The following is a 17830-nucleotide window of genomic DNA, read 5'->3' as shown; positions in this document are numbered from 1 at the left end:
CTTCAAGGCTCCAGCGTCAGCATGAGCGTCGCCAGCGGCGCGACGGTCAGGCTCAGCGACAGGGCGCGGCCGTGGGCCGGCACCGGTTCGGTCTGCAGCTCGCCATTGTGCACGCCGCTGCCGCCGTAGATCGCGGCATCGGTGTTGATGATTTCGCGGTAGCGCCCCGGCTGCGCCACGCCGATACGGTAACCGTGGCGCGGCACGGGCGTGAAATTGCAGAGGACCAGCACGGTGGCGCCGTCGTCCGCCTTGCGCATGAACGAGAACACCGAATTGTCGCGGTCCTCGTGCGTGATCCACTCGAAACCGCGTTCGTCGAAATCGATTGCGTGCAAGGCGGGGTAGTAGCGCTGGACTGCGTTCAGGTCGCGCACCAGTCGCTGCACGCCGGCGTGCGCGGGCACATCGAGCAGGTGCCAGTCGAGGCTGCGCTCGAAATTCCATTCGCCTTCCTGGCCGAATTCGCAGCCCATGAACAGCAGCTTCTTGCCCGGGTGGCCCCACATGAAGCCGTAATACGCGCGCAGGTTGGCGAAGCGCTGCCAGGCGTCGCCCGGCATGCGCCCGAGGATCGAGCGCTTGCCGTGCACGACTTCGTCGTGCGACAGCGGCAGCATGAAGTTTTCGGAAAAGGCGTAGGCCAGGCCGAAGGTGATGCGCTCGTGGTGGTAGCGGCGATGGATCGGGTCTTCGCCCATGTAGCGCAGCGTGTCGTTCATCCAGCCCAGGTTCCATTTGTAGTGGAAACCGAGGCCGCCCGTGTGCAGCGGACGCGAGACCTGCGGGAAGCTGGTCGACTCTTCGGCGATCATGATCGCTTCCGGGCGCTCGGCGCAGACGATGGCGTTCAGCTTGCGGATAAATTCGATCGCTTCCAGGTTTTCGCGGCCGCCGTGGGCATTCGGAATCCACTCGCCCGCCTTGCGGCTGTAGTCGCGGTACAGCATCGAGGCGACCGCGTCGACGCGCAGGCCGTCGATGCCGAAGCGCTCGATCCAGTACAAGGCATTCCCGACCAGGTAATTGCGCACTTCGCGGCGGCCGTAATTGAAGATCAGCGTATTCCAGTCCTGATGAAAGCCCTCGCGCGGATCTGCGTGTTCGTACAGGCAGCTGCCGTCGAAGTGCGCCAGGCCGTGCGCGTCGGTCGGAAAATGGCCGGGCACCCAGTCCAGCAGCACGCCGATGCCGCTGGCGTGCGCGGTCTCGACGAAATAGCGGAAGTCTTCCGGAGTGCCGAAGCGCGCCGTCGGCGCATACAGGCCGATCGGCTGGTAGCCCCAGGAGCCGTCGAAGGGATGTTCGCTGACCGGCAGCAGTTCGATATGGGTGAAGCCGAGTTCCTTGACGTAAGGGATCAACTGCGCCGCCAGTTCGCGGTAGTTGAGCCAGCGGTCGCCTTCTTCAGGGACGCGGCGCCACGAGCCGAGGTGGACTTCATAGATGCTGAGCGCCGCGCCGAGGCCATTGGCGCGTCGGCGCTCCCCGGTCGACGGCGCCACCGGCGGCAATTGGGCGACGACCGATGCCGTTGCCGGCCGCAGCTCGGCGCGGAAGGCGAAGGGATCGGCTTTGAGCAGGCGTTCGCCCGATTGCGTCCTGATCTCGAACTTGTAGACGTCGCCGGCGGCCAGGCCGGGGATGAAGATCTCCCAGATGCCCGATGCGCCGCGCTTGCGCAGCGCATGGCGCCGGCCATCCCAGTTGTTGAAGCTGCCGACGACGGCAACGCGGCGCGCATTCGGCGCCCACACCGCGAAATTGACGCCGTCGACGCCCTCGACCTGCAACGGATGCGCGCCGAGTTTTTCGTAGGGCCGGTAATGGGTGCCTTCGGACAGCAGCCAGATGTCCATCTCGCCCAGCACCGGTCCGAAGCGGTAGGGGTCGTCCATCTCCTGCCGGTGGCTCCCCCAGTCGATGTGCAGCCGGTAGGGAAATGGCGCTGTATATCTGGACAAGGCGGCGGGCAGGGCGGCGGCGAACACGTCGCTGTCGCCCTGGCGCGCGAGAGGAATCGGTGCGTCGCCGCCGATCACGTCCACCCCCAGCGCGCCCGGCAGCAAGGCACGCACGACGATGTCGCCGTCGTGGACGTGCATGCCAAGCACGGCAAACGGGTCCGCGTGCTCGCCCTGCATCAGCGCGGCAATGGTTCTTTGGTCGACTGTCATCAGGATACGCCCGTTCGGGTCAGCCCGCCGCCAGGCCGGCGCCGCCGGCGGCGCGGCACACGTAGATGGTGGCGGGTTCGCCGTTCGGACCACGGTAGCTGCTTGCTACCGCCGCCCGCACCGGATCGACCAGCGCTTGCGGCACCAGCGCCACCACGCAGCCGCCGAAGCCGCCGCCGGTCATGCGTACACCGCCGGCGCTGCCGATCGCATCCTTGACGATGCCGACCAGCTCGTCGATGAGCGGCACGGTGATCTCGAAATCGTCGCGCATCGAGGCGTGCGAGGCGGCCATCAGTTCGCCCATGCGTTGCAGGTCGCCGGCGGCGAGCGCCTCCGCTGCCGCGGCCACGCGTGCGTTCTCGCTGACGACGTGGCGCGCGCGCCGCAGCACAGTCGGATCGAGTTCGGCGGCGCGCGCTTCCAGCATGGCGGCGTCGACGTCGCGCAGGGCGGGTACGCCGAAATGGCGCGCCGCTTCCTCGCATTGCTGGCGGCGTGCGTTGTAGGCGCTGTCGACCAGGCCGCGCGTGACGTGCGAATTGAAGATCATGATCGCGGCGCCGGCCGGAATCGGCACCGGTTCCACTTCCAGCGAGCGGCAGTCGATCATCAAGGCGTGGTCCTGGATGCCGGCGGCGGAACTGATCTGGTCCATGTTGCCGCACTTGCAGCCGACGAAGTCGTTTTCCGCGCGCTGGGCGATCAGCGCCAGGTCGATCGGCGTCCAGCCCTTGAAGCCGGGCAGGGAGGCGAACAGGCGCGCCACCGCGACCGACAGCGACGCCGACGACGACAAGCCGGCGCCTTGCGGCACGTCGCCGGCAATCGCCAGGTCCATGCCGCGCATCGGCAGGCCGCGCTTTGCCATCTCGTCGACGACGCCGCGCACGTAGTTGGCCCACATCGGCGCGTCCAGGCGTTCGATCGGCGCATCCAGCGAATACTCGTCGATGGCGCCGTCGTAGTCGGCAGCCACCACGCGTACCAGGCGGTCGTCGCGCTGGCGTGCCACGATCACGGTGCGGTAGTCGATCGCGCAGGGCAGCACCAGGCCATCGTTGTAGTCGGTATGTTCGCCGATCAGGTTGACGCGTCCCGGCGCCTGGACGCGGATCGATTCGGTCTCGCCAAAGGCGGCGTGGAATATGGCGGCCGCACGGGCCTTGGGGGAATTGGGCATGTTGTAGTTTTATTTATGTGTGTCGGGGGCGTGAAGGTAGTGGACGTCGGAGACGGCGCGCAGCTGGGCGGCCGCCTGTTCCGGCGTCAGGTCGCGCTGGGTCTCCGCCAGCATCTCGAAGCCGACCATGAATTTGCGCACCGAGGCCGAGCGCAGCAGGGGCGGGTAGAAGTGCGCGTGCAGCTGCCAAGGGGCGGTGTCGTCGTCTCCATACGGCGCACCGTGCCAGCCCATCGAATACGGGAACGAGCACTGGAACAGGTTGTCGTAACGGATGGTGAGCTGCCGCAGGGCCAGCGCCAGGTCGGCGCGCTGCGCGGGGTCCAGGTCTTCCAGGCGCTTGACCGGGAAGCGCGGCAGCAGCAGGGTTTCGAACGGCCAGCTGGCCCAGTAAGGCACCACCGCGAGCCAATGTTCGGTGCTGACGACGACGCGCTCGCCGGATGCGGCCTCGCGCTCCACGTAGTCGAGCAGCAGCGGCTTGCCCTGGCGCGCGTGGTATTCGCGCTGCTGGGCGTCCTCGGTGGCCGGCAGGTCGGGCAGGAAGCTGCTGGCCCAGATCTGGCCATGCGGGTGCGGGTTGGAGCAGCCCATCACGGCGCCCTTGTTTTCGAAGACCTGCACCCAGCGGTGGCTGGCGCCGAGTTCCTCGGCTTGCGCGCACCAGGTGTCGACCACGGCTTCGATGGCCGGCAGGCTCAAGAGCGGCAGCGATTTGCCGTGGTCCGGCGAAAAGCAGATGACGCGGCTGGTGCCGCGCACGCTCATGGTCTGGAACAACGGGTCGTCGCCGGGGGCGGCATCGGGCGTGTCGGCTTTCAGGGCCGCGAAGTCGTTGGTGAACACATAGGTGCCTTGGTACGGCGGGTTCTGCTCGCCGTTGACGCGCGTATTGCCGGCGCACAGGTAGCAGGATGGATCGTGCGCGGGCTGCACCGTGCGGTCGACCGCTTCCTGCTGGCCCTGCCACGGACGCTTGGCGCGGTGCGGCGACACCAGCACCCAGTCGCCCATCAGGGGGTTGTAGCGGCGGTGGGGATCATCCGAGGGATTGAACATGGGTTCCTCTTTTCACGTAAAAAGTTCTCAGCCTGGCCACCGCGTGCCATGCATGGCGGCGGCAGAATCTTGGCAACATGATCATTTATACCAAATCCGGCGCCAACCCCTGTTTTGCTTGCGGCAATGGGCGCATGCGTCAGGTCGTTTCCCCGTTGTTGTATTTACTGCACGCGCCAGGATTCGACAAATTGTGCGTGTCTTCCATTCGAAATGCGCTCAGAATGATTTTCTTCAAGGGTGGACCTGCGGTCATGTCAAGGCCCCGGTCACCGGATGTGTTTCCGAATCATCTTCGATGTAGAGGATCGTCATGCGCGCCCCTTTCAAACGCGTCAGCCTGGCGCAGTTTTCCGAGCTGCTCGACCGCTTCCCGTTCTCCCGCGCGATCAACGCCGTCCACATGCACCATACCTGGCGGCCCGACCATGCGCAGTTCGACGGTCACGCGTCGATTGTCGCGATGTGGAAATTTCATACGGAGCACAACGGCTGGTCCGATATCGCCCAGCACATCACCATCGATCCGGAGGGCGGCATCTGGCTCGGGCGCGACTGGAACATGCCGCCGGCCAGCGCCAAAGGCCACAACGGCGACTTGCGTGCCGGACCGTTCATGTTCGAAATGATCGGCGACTTCGACGCCGGCCGTGACCGCCTCGAAGGCCAACAGCGCGCGGCGGCGATCGCCGTCGTCGCCCTGGTGCAGCAATGTTTCGACCTGGCGCCGGACAGCCTGAAATTCCATAACATGCTGTCGGCGAAGACCTGCCCCGGCAGCAGCATCGACTACACGCAGGTGCTGGAAGAGGTCGGGCGCGAACGCCGCGAACTGGCGCAGCGCAACCGTGCCTTGCCCGCTGCCGAATTGCCCTTCCATCGCGATTCCCTCGACACCGGCTTCGACATCGCAGGGATGCTGGACGAGATGACGCATCGGGAACGCAGTATCGTGAGCGCCTTCGATGCCGATGCGGACGCCTGCACCCATCACCATTACCAGGACGACGGGGCGCGCGGCGGGCGCGGTGCGGCCGCGGCGGCGGCCGGGCAGCCGGACCTGAAGCCGCACCTGGTCAACCTGTCGATGGGCGAACTCTCCAGTGACGGCGCATGGACCACCACCCGCGCCGACATCGAGGCGATGTTCGGGGAACATTTACCGCGCGCGCTCGAACGCGCCCGCGCCGCCGGCCAGCCCTTGCGGTTGATGTTCCAGGCGCATGGCGGGCTGAACGACGAAGCGACCGGCCTGGCGGTGGCGCGCAAGAGCGTCGCCTGGTGGCTCGACAACGGCATCTATCCGGTCTATTTTGCCTGGGAGACGGGGCTGTTCGACAGCATCGGGCAATTGCTGCGCCGGGCGGTTGCCGGGAAGCGTGACTTCGCCGACTTCACCAGCGATCCGCTGATCCAGGAAACGGTGCGCCTGCTCGGCGCGCCGAAGATCTGGGGCGTGATGAAGCAGAACGCGCAGGCGGCTTCCTGGCCCGACACCCTGGGCGTCTCGCGCCAGGTGCATCCGGAGCGCCAGGGCGGCGCCCACCTGGTCGCCCAGCAGCTCGCCGCGTTCTGCCGGCGCTTCGGCAAGGAGGTGGAATTGCACGCCGTCGGCCACAGTGCCGGCGCGATTTTCCATGCGTGGTTCATCCCCTGTGCACTGGGCCTGGGCGTGCCGTGCTTTCGCTCGCTGCACCTGATGGCGCCGGCGCTCCGGGTCGACCTGTTCAAGCAAAACCTGGCTCCGCTGGTGGGCGCGCAGGGCGGCATCGGCGACCTCACCGTGTACACGATGCGGGATGAACTGGAGCGGCGCGACGACTGCGCGCGGATCTACCGCAAATCCCTGCTGTACCTGATCTATCATGCGCTCGAGCCGCAGCGCCAGACGCCGCTCCTCGGCCTGGAGGAAAACCTGCGCGCCGACAGCGGGTTGAGTCGCATGTTCGGCCTGTCCGGCGGCGCGGGCCGGGCCGACGTCATCTGGTCGCGCACCCAGGCCGTCAAGGGGGCCAGCGCCAGCAATGCCACCTCGCACGGCGGCTTCGACGACGATGCGTCGACCATGGGCAGCATCGCACGCCGGATCCTGGGCAAGGCGGACCACGAAGCCATCGTCGAATACGTGCCGGCCGGGGACGCCAATCGCGGCGCGCAGTGGGGCGAGGCTGCGGCCGACCTCTCCGGCCCGATCAGGGTGAAGCCGCAGCCCGACCGCCGTAGCGAAGACATCCGCACCGGGACGCGGCAGGGTGCGAGACGGGCGCTCTGCGTCGGCATCAATGCCTATGCCGAGCGCCCGCTGGCGGGGTGCCTGGCCGACGTGGATTCCTGGAGCCGGGTGCTGGGCCAGGCCGGGTTTGCGGTCTCGCTCCTGCTCGACGCGGAAGCGACGCGCGCCAACATCGTGGCCGAACTCGAGAACATGATCGCCGCCAGCCGCAAGGGCGACGTCATCGTGTTCCAGTACGCCGGGCACGGCACGCGCCTGCCGGACCAGAACGCGGACGAAATGGACGCGATGGACGAAGCCCTGGTTCCCTACGATTACAAGGCAGGGGCATTCCTGCTCGACGACGACCTCGGCCAGATCTACGCCCGCCTGCCCGATGGCGTGAACCTGACGTGCTTCATGGATTGCTGCCACTCGGGCGACAACGCGCGCCTGCTCCTGGCCGAGGACGACGAGCGCCCGCGCTTCCTGCCCGCCAGCCCGGACATGATCGAGGCCCACCGCATCTACCGCGACAAGGCGCTCGGCGACGCCGACGGCGCGCGTGCCTTTGCGCCTGGCGTCGAGCCGAAGCCGACCTTCGAGGTGAGCTTTGCGGCCTGCAGCCCGACCGAGTCCGCCTGGGAAAGCCAGGGGCAGGGAGCGTTCACCGTGCGCGCGACTGCGATCTTAGAGGCCGTCCTCCTGGCGCAGGGGCTCGACGGGATCAGCAACGGCCAGTTCATCGAACGGGTGCGGGCCGACTTTGGCGACGACGCGCGCCAGCACGTCCAGCTCGACAGCAGTCACCGCGGCGCGCCCAGGCGCATGCTGCTGCAGCCGTTGGCTGGCGCCGCATCCGAAGCAATCCGGAAGGAGGCCGCTGCAGTAGCCGATGCAGGTGCCGATACCGGGGCCGATACCGGGGCCGACATCGGCCAGCTCGTGGCGCTGTTGCGCAGGGTCGAACACCTGCTGCAAGAGGCGCAGCCGCAACTGTCGCGCTTGAAGGCATGGGGGCGGCCGAATGGCGGCCTGCAGGCACCGTCGTCGCAGTCGCTGCAGAGCAGCACCGAGCAGAACCGCTGAGGGTACATGGTGAGCGCCCAGGCGGAGCACGACAGTTCGACCACGCAGGCCGCGGCTGCGCAAGCGCAAAGCCGCGACGGTGCGGCCGGGCCGCGCCTGGCGCCGCCCGGCCCGGCGCCCGGTGCGAGCGATGGATTCGGGCTGCGCTTCCAGGTGGCGCCCGCCGTGACGCGCGAAGTCGCCACGCCGTTCGCACGCAAGACCGGCGACCCGCTGTACCGCCCGCTGAAGGTCTTCACCAGCGACCCGGCCGCCTCGCGCATGGAAGCGGCGGTGGCCCAGATCAACGTGCCTTACGAGCCGCTGGCGCCGGGGCCGGTCGGCAGTTTTCTTCAAGGTCAGCAGGGAGGACCCGCAACAGGATGTTCAGTATCAGGCCGCCGATCTGAACGATTCCTATGTTCTGATGGCCGGAGGCTACACGCCCTCACCATCGGAGCCGCGCTTTCACCAGCAGATGGTGTACGCGGTCTGCAGCAGCGTGTATGCGGTCTTTCGCGGCGCGCTGGGACGCCATGTGGCCTGGGGTTTCCGGCGCGCGGACGATCCGGCCCGGCTGGAGTTGCGGCCCTTCGCCTTCAAGGGCGCGAATGCCTGGTACGACAAGGATCAAGGAGCCTTGTGCTTCGGTTACGACCTGGCGCCCGTGCGTAAAACCGGGAACCGCACGCTGCCGGTCGGTTACGTTTTCACCTGCCTGTCGCACGACATCATCGCGCATGAGGTGACGCACGCGCTGCTCGACGGTTTGCGCTCGCAGTTCAGCGTTCCGACCGGCCCCGACGTGGCGGCCTTCCATGAAGGGTTTGCCGACCTGGTCGCGATCTTCCAGCGCCTCAGCTACCGCGAACTGGTCAAGACAGCGCTGCGCAAGGCGCGCGGACGGCTGGACCAGGCGCCGCTGCTGACCGACCTGGCACACCAGCTGGGCCACGCGCTCGAACGCGAATCGGCCCTGCGCAGCGCGCTGTCGAAGGAGCCGCCGGACGGGTACGACGCCAACGCCGAGCCGCACCAGCTGGGCCGCGTCCTGCTGTGCGCCGTGTTCGAGGCTTACCTGGTCGTGTTCGAGCGCAAGGCCGCGCCTTTCCTGCGCCTGGCCAGCAACGGCACCGGGATCTGCCCGCCGGGCGAATTGCCGGCCGACCTGGTCGATCTGCTGGCGCATGCGGCCAGCGCGCTGGCCGGCCACTTCCAGTCGCTCATCATCCGCGCCATCGATTACTGCCCGCCGGCGAACATCACCCTCGGCGAATACCTGCGCGCGCTGGTGACGGCCGATTACGATCTCGTGCCCGACGATCCCTGGGGCTACCGCGAAGCCCTGATCGATGCGTTTGCGCGGCGCGATATCTATCCGCGCCACGTGCCCACGCTGGCCGAGGATGCGCTGCTGTGGCGCCCGCCGCGGCGCGCCATGCCGGCGGTGACCGGGCTCGATGCCGCGCACCTGATGTTCGACGGCGACATGGCCTCCGGCGCATCGCCTGGAGAATTGACCCGGCAGGCGCGCGCGCTGGGCGAGTTCGCCACGCGCCCCCAACACCTGCACGAATTCGGTCTCGTCTCGCACAGCGAAGCCGAGGCGCTGGGGGGCAGGGCCGACTTGCCGACGGTCGAATCGGTGCGCAGTGCGCGCCGCGCCGGTCCGGACGGGCAGATCGCCCATGACCTGGTCGCCGAGATCACGCAGCGCGTGACGATCCTGCCGACGCCGCGCGAGCCGGGCTATACCCTCGTCGGCGGGGCCACCGTCATCCTCGGTCCAAAAGGCGAGATACGCTACCTGATCTCGAAGAGCGCGGCCGGCAGCGAACGCCTGCAACGGCGGCAAGCCTTCCTGCAGTCCGCGCACGGCCAACGATTCTGGCAGGTCGACAGCGCCGCGTATGCCGAGAAGGAATCGCTGTACGCGGCATTGCACCTGCACGCACCTGCGTTCAGTGCTGCTGCACCCTGAACCGCTGTACCTTGATCGTATCGCGCGTCGGTCCCCAGGCGGCGTACAAGGCAGCTGCATCGAGGTGCGCGGCCAGGCGGGCGGCAAGGGCGGCGGGTGGCGCGCTCTTCAATTCCCCGTTCTCGACATACGACACCGCCGGCCCGACCTGGTCGAGGCAACTGACGGCCAGGATCAAGGTGGTGGCGATGCCCGGGGCGAGCCGTGCATCGGCGAAGTCGGCACGCACGGTCCGTTTCAGCAAGTCCAGGTCGAGATGGGCGAAGCGCAGCGTGCCCTGGAATTCATTGGGAACGTTGGTATCGTCGCGAATGCCCCGGTAGGGTTGGCCCGGCAGCTCGTTGGCCAGCGGACCGGCGCCATGGCGCGTCAGGTAGGCGCGGCTGACGTAGGTGACGTCGAGTGCCTCGATGCCGGCTTCGGCGGCGACGTCGAGCGCATTGCGGATGCCGGTATGCGACCGCGTCACGTACGGAAACGCGCCGCGGTCCTGGTCGAGCAGCAGGCCTTGCGCGCCCTCGAAGACGACGCTCCCGAAATCGGCCAGCAGGCCCGGTTGCGCCGCCTGCGTCGCGCGGCAGAATTGCATGGCGGCGTGCGCGTAGTGTTGCAGGGCGCTGTCGCTGGCCAGCCATGCGGCGTCCTGGCTGCCCAGGGCGGGAATGCCGAGGCTGGCCAGGCGCCGCGGCACATAGTCGCGCCGGATTGCGCCGAGCCGGTGCAGCAGGTAACCGGCGCCCTGGCGCAGGTCGGCCATCGTCAAGGCGAAATCCGGGTCGAGGTTGCGTTCGATGGTCTCGCCGATGCCCATGCCGCAACTGCCGTGGCGGCCGTCGCCGCGGTGGCGCTCGGCGACCTGGTTGATCAGGATGTCGTAGAGCGTTGATACGGGCGCCCGCTCGTCGACGAAGACCTGCGGCGGCGCCGGTAAATTGGCGGCCTCCTTGAGGAACAGGAGCGGGTTGCACACGACGTGGCGCGACAGGAAGGTCGCGGCGCCGGCCAGGGCGCCGCTGCCGACGTGCGAGAACACGTGGCGCCTGCCTTCCGGGGTGACGACGGTATGGCCGGCCTGGGCGCCGCCGTTGAAGCGCACCACGATGCCGTCCTCTCCCGCCGGGGCGACGTGGTAATCGGTCATCAGGCCCTTGCCTTCGTCGCCGTAGTTGGCGCCGATGACGGCTTGCGCGGTTCGCTTCATCATCGGCTCCTTAAAACCGTACCAGGCCGAGCAGTTTCCTGGCCGGGCTGGCCGGCAGCGCTCCCAGCGCATGCGCGACCACGACCGAGGTGTCTCCCGACCAGCTCTTCGCCACCGCCTCGCGGTCGCGTCCCTCGTTGACTTCGATCGCCGAGACGACGACTTCGGCCAGCCGGCGGTAATCCTTCAGCCGCAGCACGCGCTGGCCGAGCAGGGCGTTCCACTTCTTGAGCACCTTGGGCAGGTAGGCGCGCGCGTGGTTGCCTTCCTCGACCACGACGTGGAAGACGTGGTACATGCGCGAGACCAGTGTCAGCAGTTCGCGCACCGACAGGTCGCGCTGCAGCGAGTCGCCGAAGATCGCCTTGGCGTGCGAGGCCAGCAGTTCCTGCGGCGGTTCCTCGTCGCCGACGGTGAACAGGTAGCCCTTCTTGTTGCGCTTTTCGAAGCAGTCGATCTGCGTGTGCTGGGCGGCGAAATACCAGGGCAGGTGATAGCCCTCGTGGTTGTTGCCGCCGCCGCCTTTCTCCAGCCAGATCATCTTGAGCTGGTCGGCGATGCGGATGTCGGCCTCGAACTGCGTGGTCTGCAGCGGCGCGGTGTCGCAGTACGAATCGCCGATGCCGCAGGCGAGGATGTGCGGGTCCGACACCGGCTTGCGTTTCAGGATTTCTTCGACCAGCGTACCCAGTCCCTCGCGCGCCATCGTGTCGGCAATCACGCCCATCGAACCGGTCACGTCGAGCCCGATGATGATCGCGTTCGACTCCGGATTGACGAGCGAGTCGCGCGACTCGCGAACAACCCCATAGGGATTGAGATTCGGGTGCATGCCCGACGAGGTAAAGATTTCTTCGGTGCGTTTGCCGACCGTCGCCTTCGAAGCGCGTTTCCAGTCGTCCGCATCCCAACGCATTCCACCCATGGTGTTCTCCTTGAAGGTTCAATGAGGTTCAATGTCACTGATAGATGTCGCTTTGTGTGAGCGGCAGTTCGGCGAAGCGACGCGCGCCGAAGCTGTCGTGCAGGACCTGGGTACGCCAGGTCCGGTATTCGTCGATGGGATCGTTCGATGCGGGCAGCCGCAGCCAATCGATCATGGCTGCTCTCGCAGCGCTTTCCCGCGCCAGGCGCATGCCGCTGATGTCGCCCAGCAGTTCACGCCCGATCGCGCGCACCAGTTCGAGGTCGGTGCGGATATCGGCCTGGCCCGTCTCGAGCAGGTCGTGCGGCGCCCACTCGAGCGTGCGCGCCGGCGCCGCGGCCATGCGCTCGCCGCTGCGCGCCGCATACCACCAGCCGCTCAGCACGGCCACGCTGTGTTCAAGCGGCGACATGAAGCAGGTGTCGGGCGACAGCGCGTTGTGGGTGATGCCCGCATACTGGAAGTAGCAGCACAGGTTCAGGAGCGAGCTAACCACCCAGGCGACGTGGCGCGGGTCCATGCGGCCGTCGAAGTGGTCCAGCACGTCGCGCAGCAGCAGGAGGTCGGGCCTCTTGCGCATCACGATCACGTACGCGGTGTCGGTTTCGAAGGCGCCGGCGAAAGGAAAGGCCGGCAAGTGGGGCGCGATCTGCGTGCGCATGGTGGCGTCGGCGTAGTCCAACTCTTTGACCGTGCGCTCGGCACGCCCGACCAGGTCGGCATGCGCGCGCCCGACCTCGAAGGCGACGACAGTCGGCGCCACATACATGCTGCCCAGCTCGAAGCGATGGCGGCGCAGGTAGTTGATCTCCCAGGTCCTGCCGTCGACCGCGCTGAGCCGTACAGCGCCGCTGCAGGGCCAGTCGCCGAGCGCAATCTTCTCTTCGGCGCTCTCGCGCATGCGTCCGATATGCTGGAACACGGCCAGCGCGCCCGGGTCGCAACTGCGGTCCGGATGCCACTTCATCGCCAGCAGGCGATAGGCCTTCTTGATGTCGTCGATGCCGCCCTTGAACAGGCGCTCGGGCCGGTCCTCGGGAATGGCCAGCAATGCGGCGGCAGACAGGCTTGCAACGTCAGTGCTCATGCGCGTTTCCTCCATCGTTAAGGCCATCCTAACACGTTTCTCGTAAAATGCAACTAACAACAAACAAACATTGGAACACGAAAATTCTGTCCTGTGTGCAACTGTGTCAAGCTATCGTATGATCCTGAGGTTAATGTCTGCTGACAATGATCATGAATCAATACGAAGACCCGCTGGCGCTGGTCGATGTGTCGCTTTTCACCATCCAGGACGGGCGGCTGTCGCTGCTGCTTGCCACGCGCAAGAACCCGGACGAGCCATACTGCGGCGCCCTGGCACTGCCGGGCGGCGTCATCCATACCGACGAGGACGAAGATGCGCAGGCGGCGGCGCGGCGGGTCGTGCGCACCAAGCTCGGCTTCGATCCGCCTTACCTGGAGCAGCTCTATACTTTCTCGGGCCGCCAGCGCGACCCGCGCCGCTGGTCGCTGTCGGTCGCCTACTACTCGCTGGTGCCGGAAGGGGTGCTGGAAGAAACGCGCATCGAAGGGCTGGAATTCGTGGCGGCCGACCGCATCCCGCCACTGCCGTTCGACCACAACGCCATCGCGGACATGGCGATCCGCCGCCTGCGCAACAAGTCGACGTATTCGTCGCTGCTGACCTTCCTGCTGCCGCCGGCGTTCACGATTCCCGAACTGCATGCGATGTACGAACAGGTGACCGGTTCGGCGACCAATATCGCGGCGTTTCGCAAGAAGGTGCTGGACGAGGACATCATCGAACCGACCGGCGAGCGGCGCAAGGGTGGGCAGCATCGGGCCCCAGATTTGTATCGGCGCAAGGGGAGTGGGTTGCAGGAGTTGAAGCGGACGATTTAGTCCGCAGATGCAAACCTTTTCCGGCGGCGGCGGCGGCGGCGGCGGCGGCGAGCGGCGCGCTTCCCTGAATCCGGCGCTGCATGAGCGTCGTGGCTACGGCAAACGCCCTGTCCGGCGCCGCCATGATGTCGGGGGTGACGCCAGCGCCTTCCCAGTTGGTACCGGTAATGGGGCTGATGCTGCGCTGGCTGGGTATGACCGCATAAAAATGCGCGCCGATGCGATGCGGACTGGCGGGATGGGCGCCGCCCCAGGTCCGCTCGCCGATCACCGTGGCACGTTTCAAGGCTTGCATCGTGTATGCGAAATCTTCGCCGGCGGACGCCGTCTCCGGACCGACCAGGATCAACACCGGCTTCCTGCCGCCATAGCGTTTGCCGTCCAGCTTATCGTGCGTCCAGTGCTGCGTGGTCTTGCCGGTGTCACGATCCCAGATGTCGTTGAGGCGCGTACGCCCGTCGACGAAATAGCTGACAAGTAAAACCACCGCGTGCGGGTCGCCGCCGCGGTTGTGGCGCAGGTCCACGACGAGGCCGTCGGTGTCGGCAAGTTTATCCATCGCTGCAGCGTATTTGTCGGTCATGAGGAAAGCATCCGGGAACCTGGACATCTTCAGGTAGCCGATGTTGGCGCCCAGATGACCGACCCGCAGCACGCCACGGGTCGCCGTATGACGCACGATCAGGCGTTCGACCAGGTTGGTTTGCTGCTCCCACTCTTCCAGTGACGCCGGCGCAGGCCCGTCCGCGTGGTCGGGTAGCGCCATTTTGGGGGCGTACCGCACCTCCAGATGCAGGTCGCTGGCGACGCCACGAACGTCGGCCGTAAGCTGTCGCGCCAGGCCATAGCCGCTCCGTATCCCATCGTAATTGCCTTCCTGTTGCCGCTGGCGCAGGACTACTTCGATCGTTTTGGCCTTGTCGGGGAAAACATAGTGATCGTTCAGCTTCGCTACCAGGTTATCAATCGTCGCTGCCCGCGTTGCGTGGTCGAGCACTAACTCCGGCTGCGGACCGAGTGTGTGCCAGGAACGCAGCAAGCCGGGCAGCGTGAGTGCGCTAGCCGCGGTCAGGACCAATAAACACGGTATGACGAGCCATTTCTTTTTCATTGAGTCTGCTGATCGTGTTTGACGCTGACGGAGATGTCCCAAATCGTTATCGCTCGAAGGGCGAGATTGTCGATTGAGAATAACATAGGAGTTGCGAGGTGATGGCAATTTTACTGCTAGCGTGGAGCAAATCAGTAGGTGTCATCGGCGTAGCTCATTAACCTGCAACCGGATACAAGGCCCCACTTCGTTAATTGATGCTTGGACTGCCCCACCGCCGCACGGTGCCGGCGCTTGGCTTCACTGGGCACGTAAACGATGCCAATACTCGACTGACCTGTATGCAGGAGTATTGTGATCCGGTAGCAGGAGGATTCTTGCGCATCGGTCCGGGTGCCATGCTGCGAACACGATACCGGATGAGTGCTCGCGGCACTGAGATTGCTCAGCCGTTTTTCGGGAACGCGGAGCTACGGTTGAGGTTGCGCAAGGCGGGAAGTCTGAATGTCAGACCTGACCCTTCCGTTATGCGATGCAATGCGGCATGCAGCGTGAAGGCCAAGGGGCATTTGGACCAGGGACGACCCCAGTCACGATCAATGTGGTCCCACCGCCACCCTTGGTTAATAACGCCCAGGTCTCAGATATGGGAGTCCAGCCCCGAATGCAAACGAAGCTGGGCTACACCGTTTCAGTGACCATGCGTAACAGCGGAACGACGACTTGGGCACCTGGAAGCCACGTGCTGGGGTCTGAAAATCCTGTCGACAATGTCACCTGGGGCCTGTCGCGCGTTGCACTTACTACCTCGGTGGCTCCGGGGCAGAACCATACCTTTACTTTCCCTGTGACGGCGCCATTGGCTGGTGACTATACGATGCAGTGGCGCATGCTCGGTCAAGGTGATTGGTTTGGCGACATCGCCAGCAGTTCGGTAACGGTAACCGAAGACCTGAGTCGTGTGACCTTCATTCACACAGACGGCCTTGGTAGTCCGGTAGCACGCACTGATGGTGGCGGTAACCTCATCAGCCACACACGCTATGAGCCTTACGGCTACGTCGCCAGTGGCGCGGTCCCGGCCGTTGGCTTCACGGGACACGTGAACGATGCCGATACGGGGCTGACGTATATGCAGCAACGGTACTATGATCCTGTAGCGGGGAGGTTTTTGAGCATTGATCCGGTGACCACCGATGCGAATACTGGTGGGAGCTTTAATCGCTACGCGTATGCCAATAACAGTCCGTACAAGTACGTAGATCCGGATGGGAGAAATCCTGTCGCGATTCCGGCGGGTGTGGGGGGTACTCTTGTTTGCGGTCCTGTATGTGGTGGTATAGCAGCGGGAACCGTGCTCATTGGTGGAACGTATGCCGGCAAGAAGATTGTAGATTGGTGGAATTCTCGGTCGGAGCCGAAAAGAAGCGACTCTGAAAAGAAGCCTAGCCTCGTAGATGAAAAAGGCGAAAAGCATATTCTGGACGGTGATAAAACTGGTGGCGGCCATCGACCCGGTACTGGGAGTCCGGGGAAAAGCGAGTTCCCAACAAACTGGAGCGACGAAAAGATCCTCGGCGAGATTTCTGACGTGGCTACCGCACCTGATTCCACACATAGCCCTGGAAAAGGTGGGCGAACAATCTCAACCGGTACGAGGGATGGCGTAGATATCACAACAGTCACAGAGCCTGGTTCTAAAGGTGGGCGCATTGTTACGGGATTTCCTACAAATGTTCCGCGTAATCCGCCGCCAAAGCCGACATCTAACATTCCATAACGGACGAAAAATGCAATATCAAGAAATAGAGAGCTTATTTACTTCGCTTTTTGAGCGGTTGCCCGGATTGATTTCTGAAGTAGATATGACGCAACTGAAAGTGTTCTTTGATGCAGGTGAGTATGGAATAGCTCTTGAGACATTAATAGACACGTTGGATGAGAACGAAGTTGAGAAAACTCCATCAATCGCCCGTTTAATTGAAAGGTTGAAGGAAATAATGGAACTTTGAGTTGCGGTTGTGCGGATGCGACTCGGTGATGAATGAGTTAGCGGGAAGAGCGCAAGAGCGGGGTCAAGTCTGACATTAAGAGCGGGGTCAGGACTCGACCTCTGCCTTAATCCACCACTCCGTTTTACTGAGCGCGGCTTATGCTTTGGCCCTGGCAGCTTTGACTCCGCCTCAGTCAACGCAATGGCTCACTGCAACATCAATGGCAACGCCCACTGCAACGTACACAGCAACGTACACGATTAAGGGTAGCTTCATTGAATCGCCCCGGCTTTCGTGGAGGCCGGTTGGTGTAAGTCAGGCCGGGATGGCTTGACTGCTCAATTGCTTGTAATAGTTTGCCTCAGCTTCGGCTGGCGGTATATAGCCGAGTGGCTCGAGCAGGCGGTGGTGATTGAACCACGACACCCATTCCAGCGTGGCCAGTTCGACGGCCTCACGCGTTTTCCAGGGAGCGCGGCGGTGGATCAGCTCAGCCTTGTAGAGCCCGTTGATCGTCTCGGCCAGGGCATTATCGTAACTGTCGCCTTTGCTACCCACAGACGGCTCGATGCCGGCTTCTGCCAGACGCTCGCTGTACTTTATGGATACGTATTGCGAGCCCCTGTCGCTATGATGGACCAGCTCGTTTCGTTCGGGCTGGCGGGCGTACAGCGCCTGCTCCAAAGCGTCGAGCACGAAGTCGGTCCGCATCGCGCTGCTGACGCGCCAGCCGACGATGCGCCGGGCGAAGACGTCGATGACGAAGGCCACGTAGACGAAACCTTGCCAGGTCGAGACGTACGTGAAGTCGGAGACCCACAGCTGGTTCGGCCGCTGCGCCTTGAACTGGCGGTTGACACGGTCGAGCGGGCATGGCGCCTTCGCATCCGGAACCGTCGTGCGTACGACCTTGCCGCGCATGACGCCCCGCAGGCCGGCCTTGCGCATCAGGCGCTCCACGGTGCAGCGGGCCACATCCGTTCCCTCACGCCGCAGTTGGCGCCACACCTTGTCAGCCCCGTAGACCTGCAGGTTCGCCTGCCAGACACGTTCGATATCGACGCTGAGCAC

13 protein-coding genes are annotated in these 17830 nt (G+C 64.9%); 5 read left to right on the top strand and 8 right to left on the bottom strand.

From position 1 onward, the window contains the following. Positions 1-2: 2 nt before the first annotated feature. Genes glgB through AC56LG_RS24215 form a run of 3 tightly spaced genes read right to left on the bottom strand, consistent with a single transcriptional unit; the run spans position 3 to position 4419 of the window. Positions 3-2177: a 1,4-alpha-glucan branching protein GlgB gene (gene glgB / locus AC56LG_RS24225; protein WP_497168595.1), complete on the bottom strand. Its 2175-nt coding sequence runs from the start codon at positions 2175-2177 to the stop codon at positions 3-5. Between the two features lie 19 nt (positions 2178-2196). Beyond that, a complete protein-coding gene (galK, locus tag AC56LG_RS24220; RefSeq protein WP_497168594.1) occupies positions 2197-3360 on the bottom strand; it encodes a galactokinase in 1164 nt (387 codons plus the stop codon). 9 nt (positions 3361-3369) lie between these two features. Beyond that, complete coding sequence (locus AC56LG_RS24215; RefSeq protein ID WP_497168593.1) at positions 3370-4419, bottom strand: UDP-glucose--hexose-1-phosphate uridylyltransferase; 1050 nt, start codon at positions 4417-4419, stop codon at positions 3370-3372. 313 nt (positions 4420-4732) lie between these two features. On the opposite strand from AC56LG_RS24215, the gene AC56LG_RS24210 reads away from it, so the two are divergent. After that, a complete protein-coding gene (locus tag AC56LG_RS24210) occupies positions 4733-7720 on the top strand; it encodes a caspase family protein (protein ID WP_497168592.1) in 2988 nt (995 codons plus the stop codon). 406 nt (positions 7721-8126) lie between these two features. After that, a complete protein-coding gene (locus AC56LG_RS24205) occupies positions 8127-9680 on the top strand; it encodes a hypothetical protein (RefSeq protein WP_497168591.1) in 1554 nt (517 codons plus the stop codon). Here the strand turns inward: AC56LG_RS24205 and AC56LG_RS24200 are convergent. The 3 genes from AC56LG_RS24200 to AC56LG_RS24190 are packed head-to-tail and all read right to left on the bottom strand — an operon-like array spanning position 9661 to position 12893. Next, the gene (locus tag AC56LG_RS24200) at positions 9661-10884 is read right to left on the bottom strand and encodes an adenylosuccinate synthetase (RefSeq protein WP_497168590.1); all 1224 of its coding nucleotides are present in this window, start codon (positions 10882-10884) and stop codon (positions 9661-9663) included. The two genes, AC56LG_RS24205 and AC56LG_RS24200, sit on opposite strands and share 20 nt — an antisense overlap. A gap of 7 nt (positions 10885-10891) precedes the next feature. Beyond that, complete coding sequence (locus AC56LG_RS24195) at positions 10892-11806, bottom strand: hypothetical protein (protein ID WP_497168589.1); 915 nt, start codon at positions 11804-11806, stop codon at positions 10892-10894. A gap of 34 nt (positions 11807-11840) precedes the next feature. Continuing rightward, the gene (locus AC56LG_RS24190; RefSeq protein ID WP_497168588.1) at positions 11841-12893 is read right to left on the bottom strand and encodes a DnaJ domain-containing protein; all 1053 of its coding nucleotides are present in this window, start codon (positions 12891-12893) and stop codon (positions 11841-11843) included. Positions 12894-13045: 152 nt separating this feature from the next. Between AC56LG_RS24190 and AC56LG_RS24185 the strand changes: the two genes are divergently transcribed. Then, positions 13046-13714, top strand: a complete 669-nt coding sequence (locus AC56LG_RS24185) for an NUDIX hydrolase (protein WP_497168587.1) — start codon at positions 13046-13048, stop codon at positions 13712-13714. Here the strand turns inward: AC56LG_RS24185 and AC56LG_RS24180 are convergent. Then, the gene (locus AC56LG_RS24180) at positions 13611-14825 is read right to left on the bottom strand and encodes a S41 family peptidase (RefSeq protein ID WP_497168586.1); all 1215 of its coding nucleotides are present in this window, start codon (positions 14823-14825) and stop codon (positions 13611-13613) included. The genes AC56LG_RS24185 and AC56LG_RS24180 overlap by 104 nt on opposite strands. A gap of 604 nt (positions 14826-15429) precedes the next feature. Between AC56LG_RS24180 and AC56LG_RS24175 the strand changes: the two genes are divergently transcribed. Both AC56LG_RS24175 and AC56LG_RS24170 read left to right on the top strand, forming a co-directional pair. Next, positions 15430-16545, top strand: coding sequence for an RHS repeat-associated core domain-containing protein (locus AC56LG_RS24175; protein WP_497168585.1), 1116 nt, complete (start codon positions 15430-15432; stop codon positions 16543-16545). Positions 16546-16555: 10 nt separating this feature from the next. Next, positions 16556-16777: a MafI family immunity protein gene (locus tag AC56LG_RS24170; RefSeq protein ID WP_497168584.1), complete on the top strand. Its 222-nt coding sequence runs from the start codon at positions 16556-16558 to the stop codon at positions 16775-16777. Between the two features lie 297 nt (positions 16778-17074). Here the strand turns inward: AC56LG_RS24170 and AC56LG_RS24165 are convergent. Continuing rightward, on the bottom strand, positions 17075-17830 hold a 756-nt coding region (locus AC56LG_RS24165), incomplete at its 5' end, for an IS3 family transposase (protein ID WP_497168583.1).

This window comes from Telluria sp. ZB2R32, from assembly GCF_059685715.1.
The sequence above is the reverse complement of the archived record's forward strand: the minus strand, read 5'-3'. Positions and strand labels throughout refer to the sequence as shown.

Bases quoted from the DNA above. Each gene is read 5' to 3' on its own strand.
- glgB (WP_497168595.1), bottom strand. From the start codon at position 2,177: ATGACAGTCGACCAAAGAACCATTGCCGCGCTGATGCAGGGCGAGCAC.
- galK (WP_497168594.1), bottom strand. From the start codon at position 3,360: ATGCCCAATTCCCCCAAGGCCCGTGCGGCCGCCATATTCCACGCCGCC.
- AC56LG_RS24215 (WP_497168593.1), bottom strand. From the start codon at position 4,419: ATGTTCAATCCCTCGGATGATCCCCACCGCCGCTACAACCCCCTGATG.
- AC56LG_RS24210 (WP_497168592.1), top strand. From the start codon at position 4,733: ATGCGCGCCCCTTTCAAACGCGTCAGCCTGGCGCAGTTTTCCGAGCTG.
- AC56LG_RS24205 (WP_497168591.1), top strand. From the start codon at position 8,127: ATGGCCGGAGGCTACACGCCCTCACCATCGGAGCCGCGCTTTCACCAG.
- AC56LG_RS24200 (WP_497168590.1), bottom strand. From the start codon at position 10,884: ATGATGAAGCGAACCGCGCAAGCCGTCATCGGCGCCAACTACGGCGAC.
- AC56LG_RS24195 (WP_497168589.1), bottom strand. From the start codon at position 11,806: ATGGGTGGAATGCGTTGGGATGCGGACGACTGGAAACGCGCTTCGAAG.
- AC56LG_RS24190 (WP_497168588.1), bottom strand. From the start codon at position 12,893: ATGAGCACTGACGTTGCAAGCCTGTCTGCCGCCGCATTGCTGGCCATT.
- AC56LG_RS24185 (WP_497168587.1), top strand. From the start codon at position 13,046: ATGAATCAATACGAAGACCCGCTGGCGCTGGTCGATGTGTCGCTTTTC.
- AC56LG_RS24180 (WP_497168586.1), bottom strand. From the start codon at position 14,825: ATGAAAAAGAAATGGCTCGTCATACCGTGTTTATTGGTCCTGACCGCG.
- AC56LG_RS24175 (WP_497168585.1), top strand. From the start codon at position 15,430: ATGCAAACGAAGCTGGGCTACACCGTTTCAGTGACCATGCGTAACAGC.
- AC56LG_RS24170 (WP_497168584.1), top strand. From the start codon at position 16,556: ATGCAATATCAAGAAATAGAGAGCTTATTTACTTCGCTTTTTGAGCGG.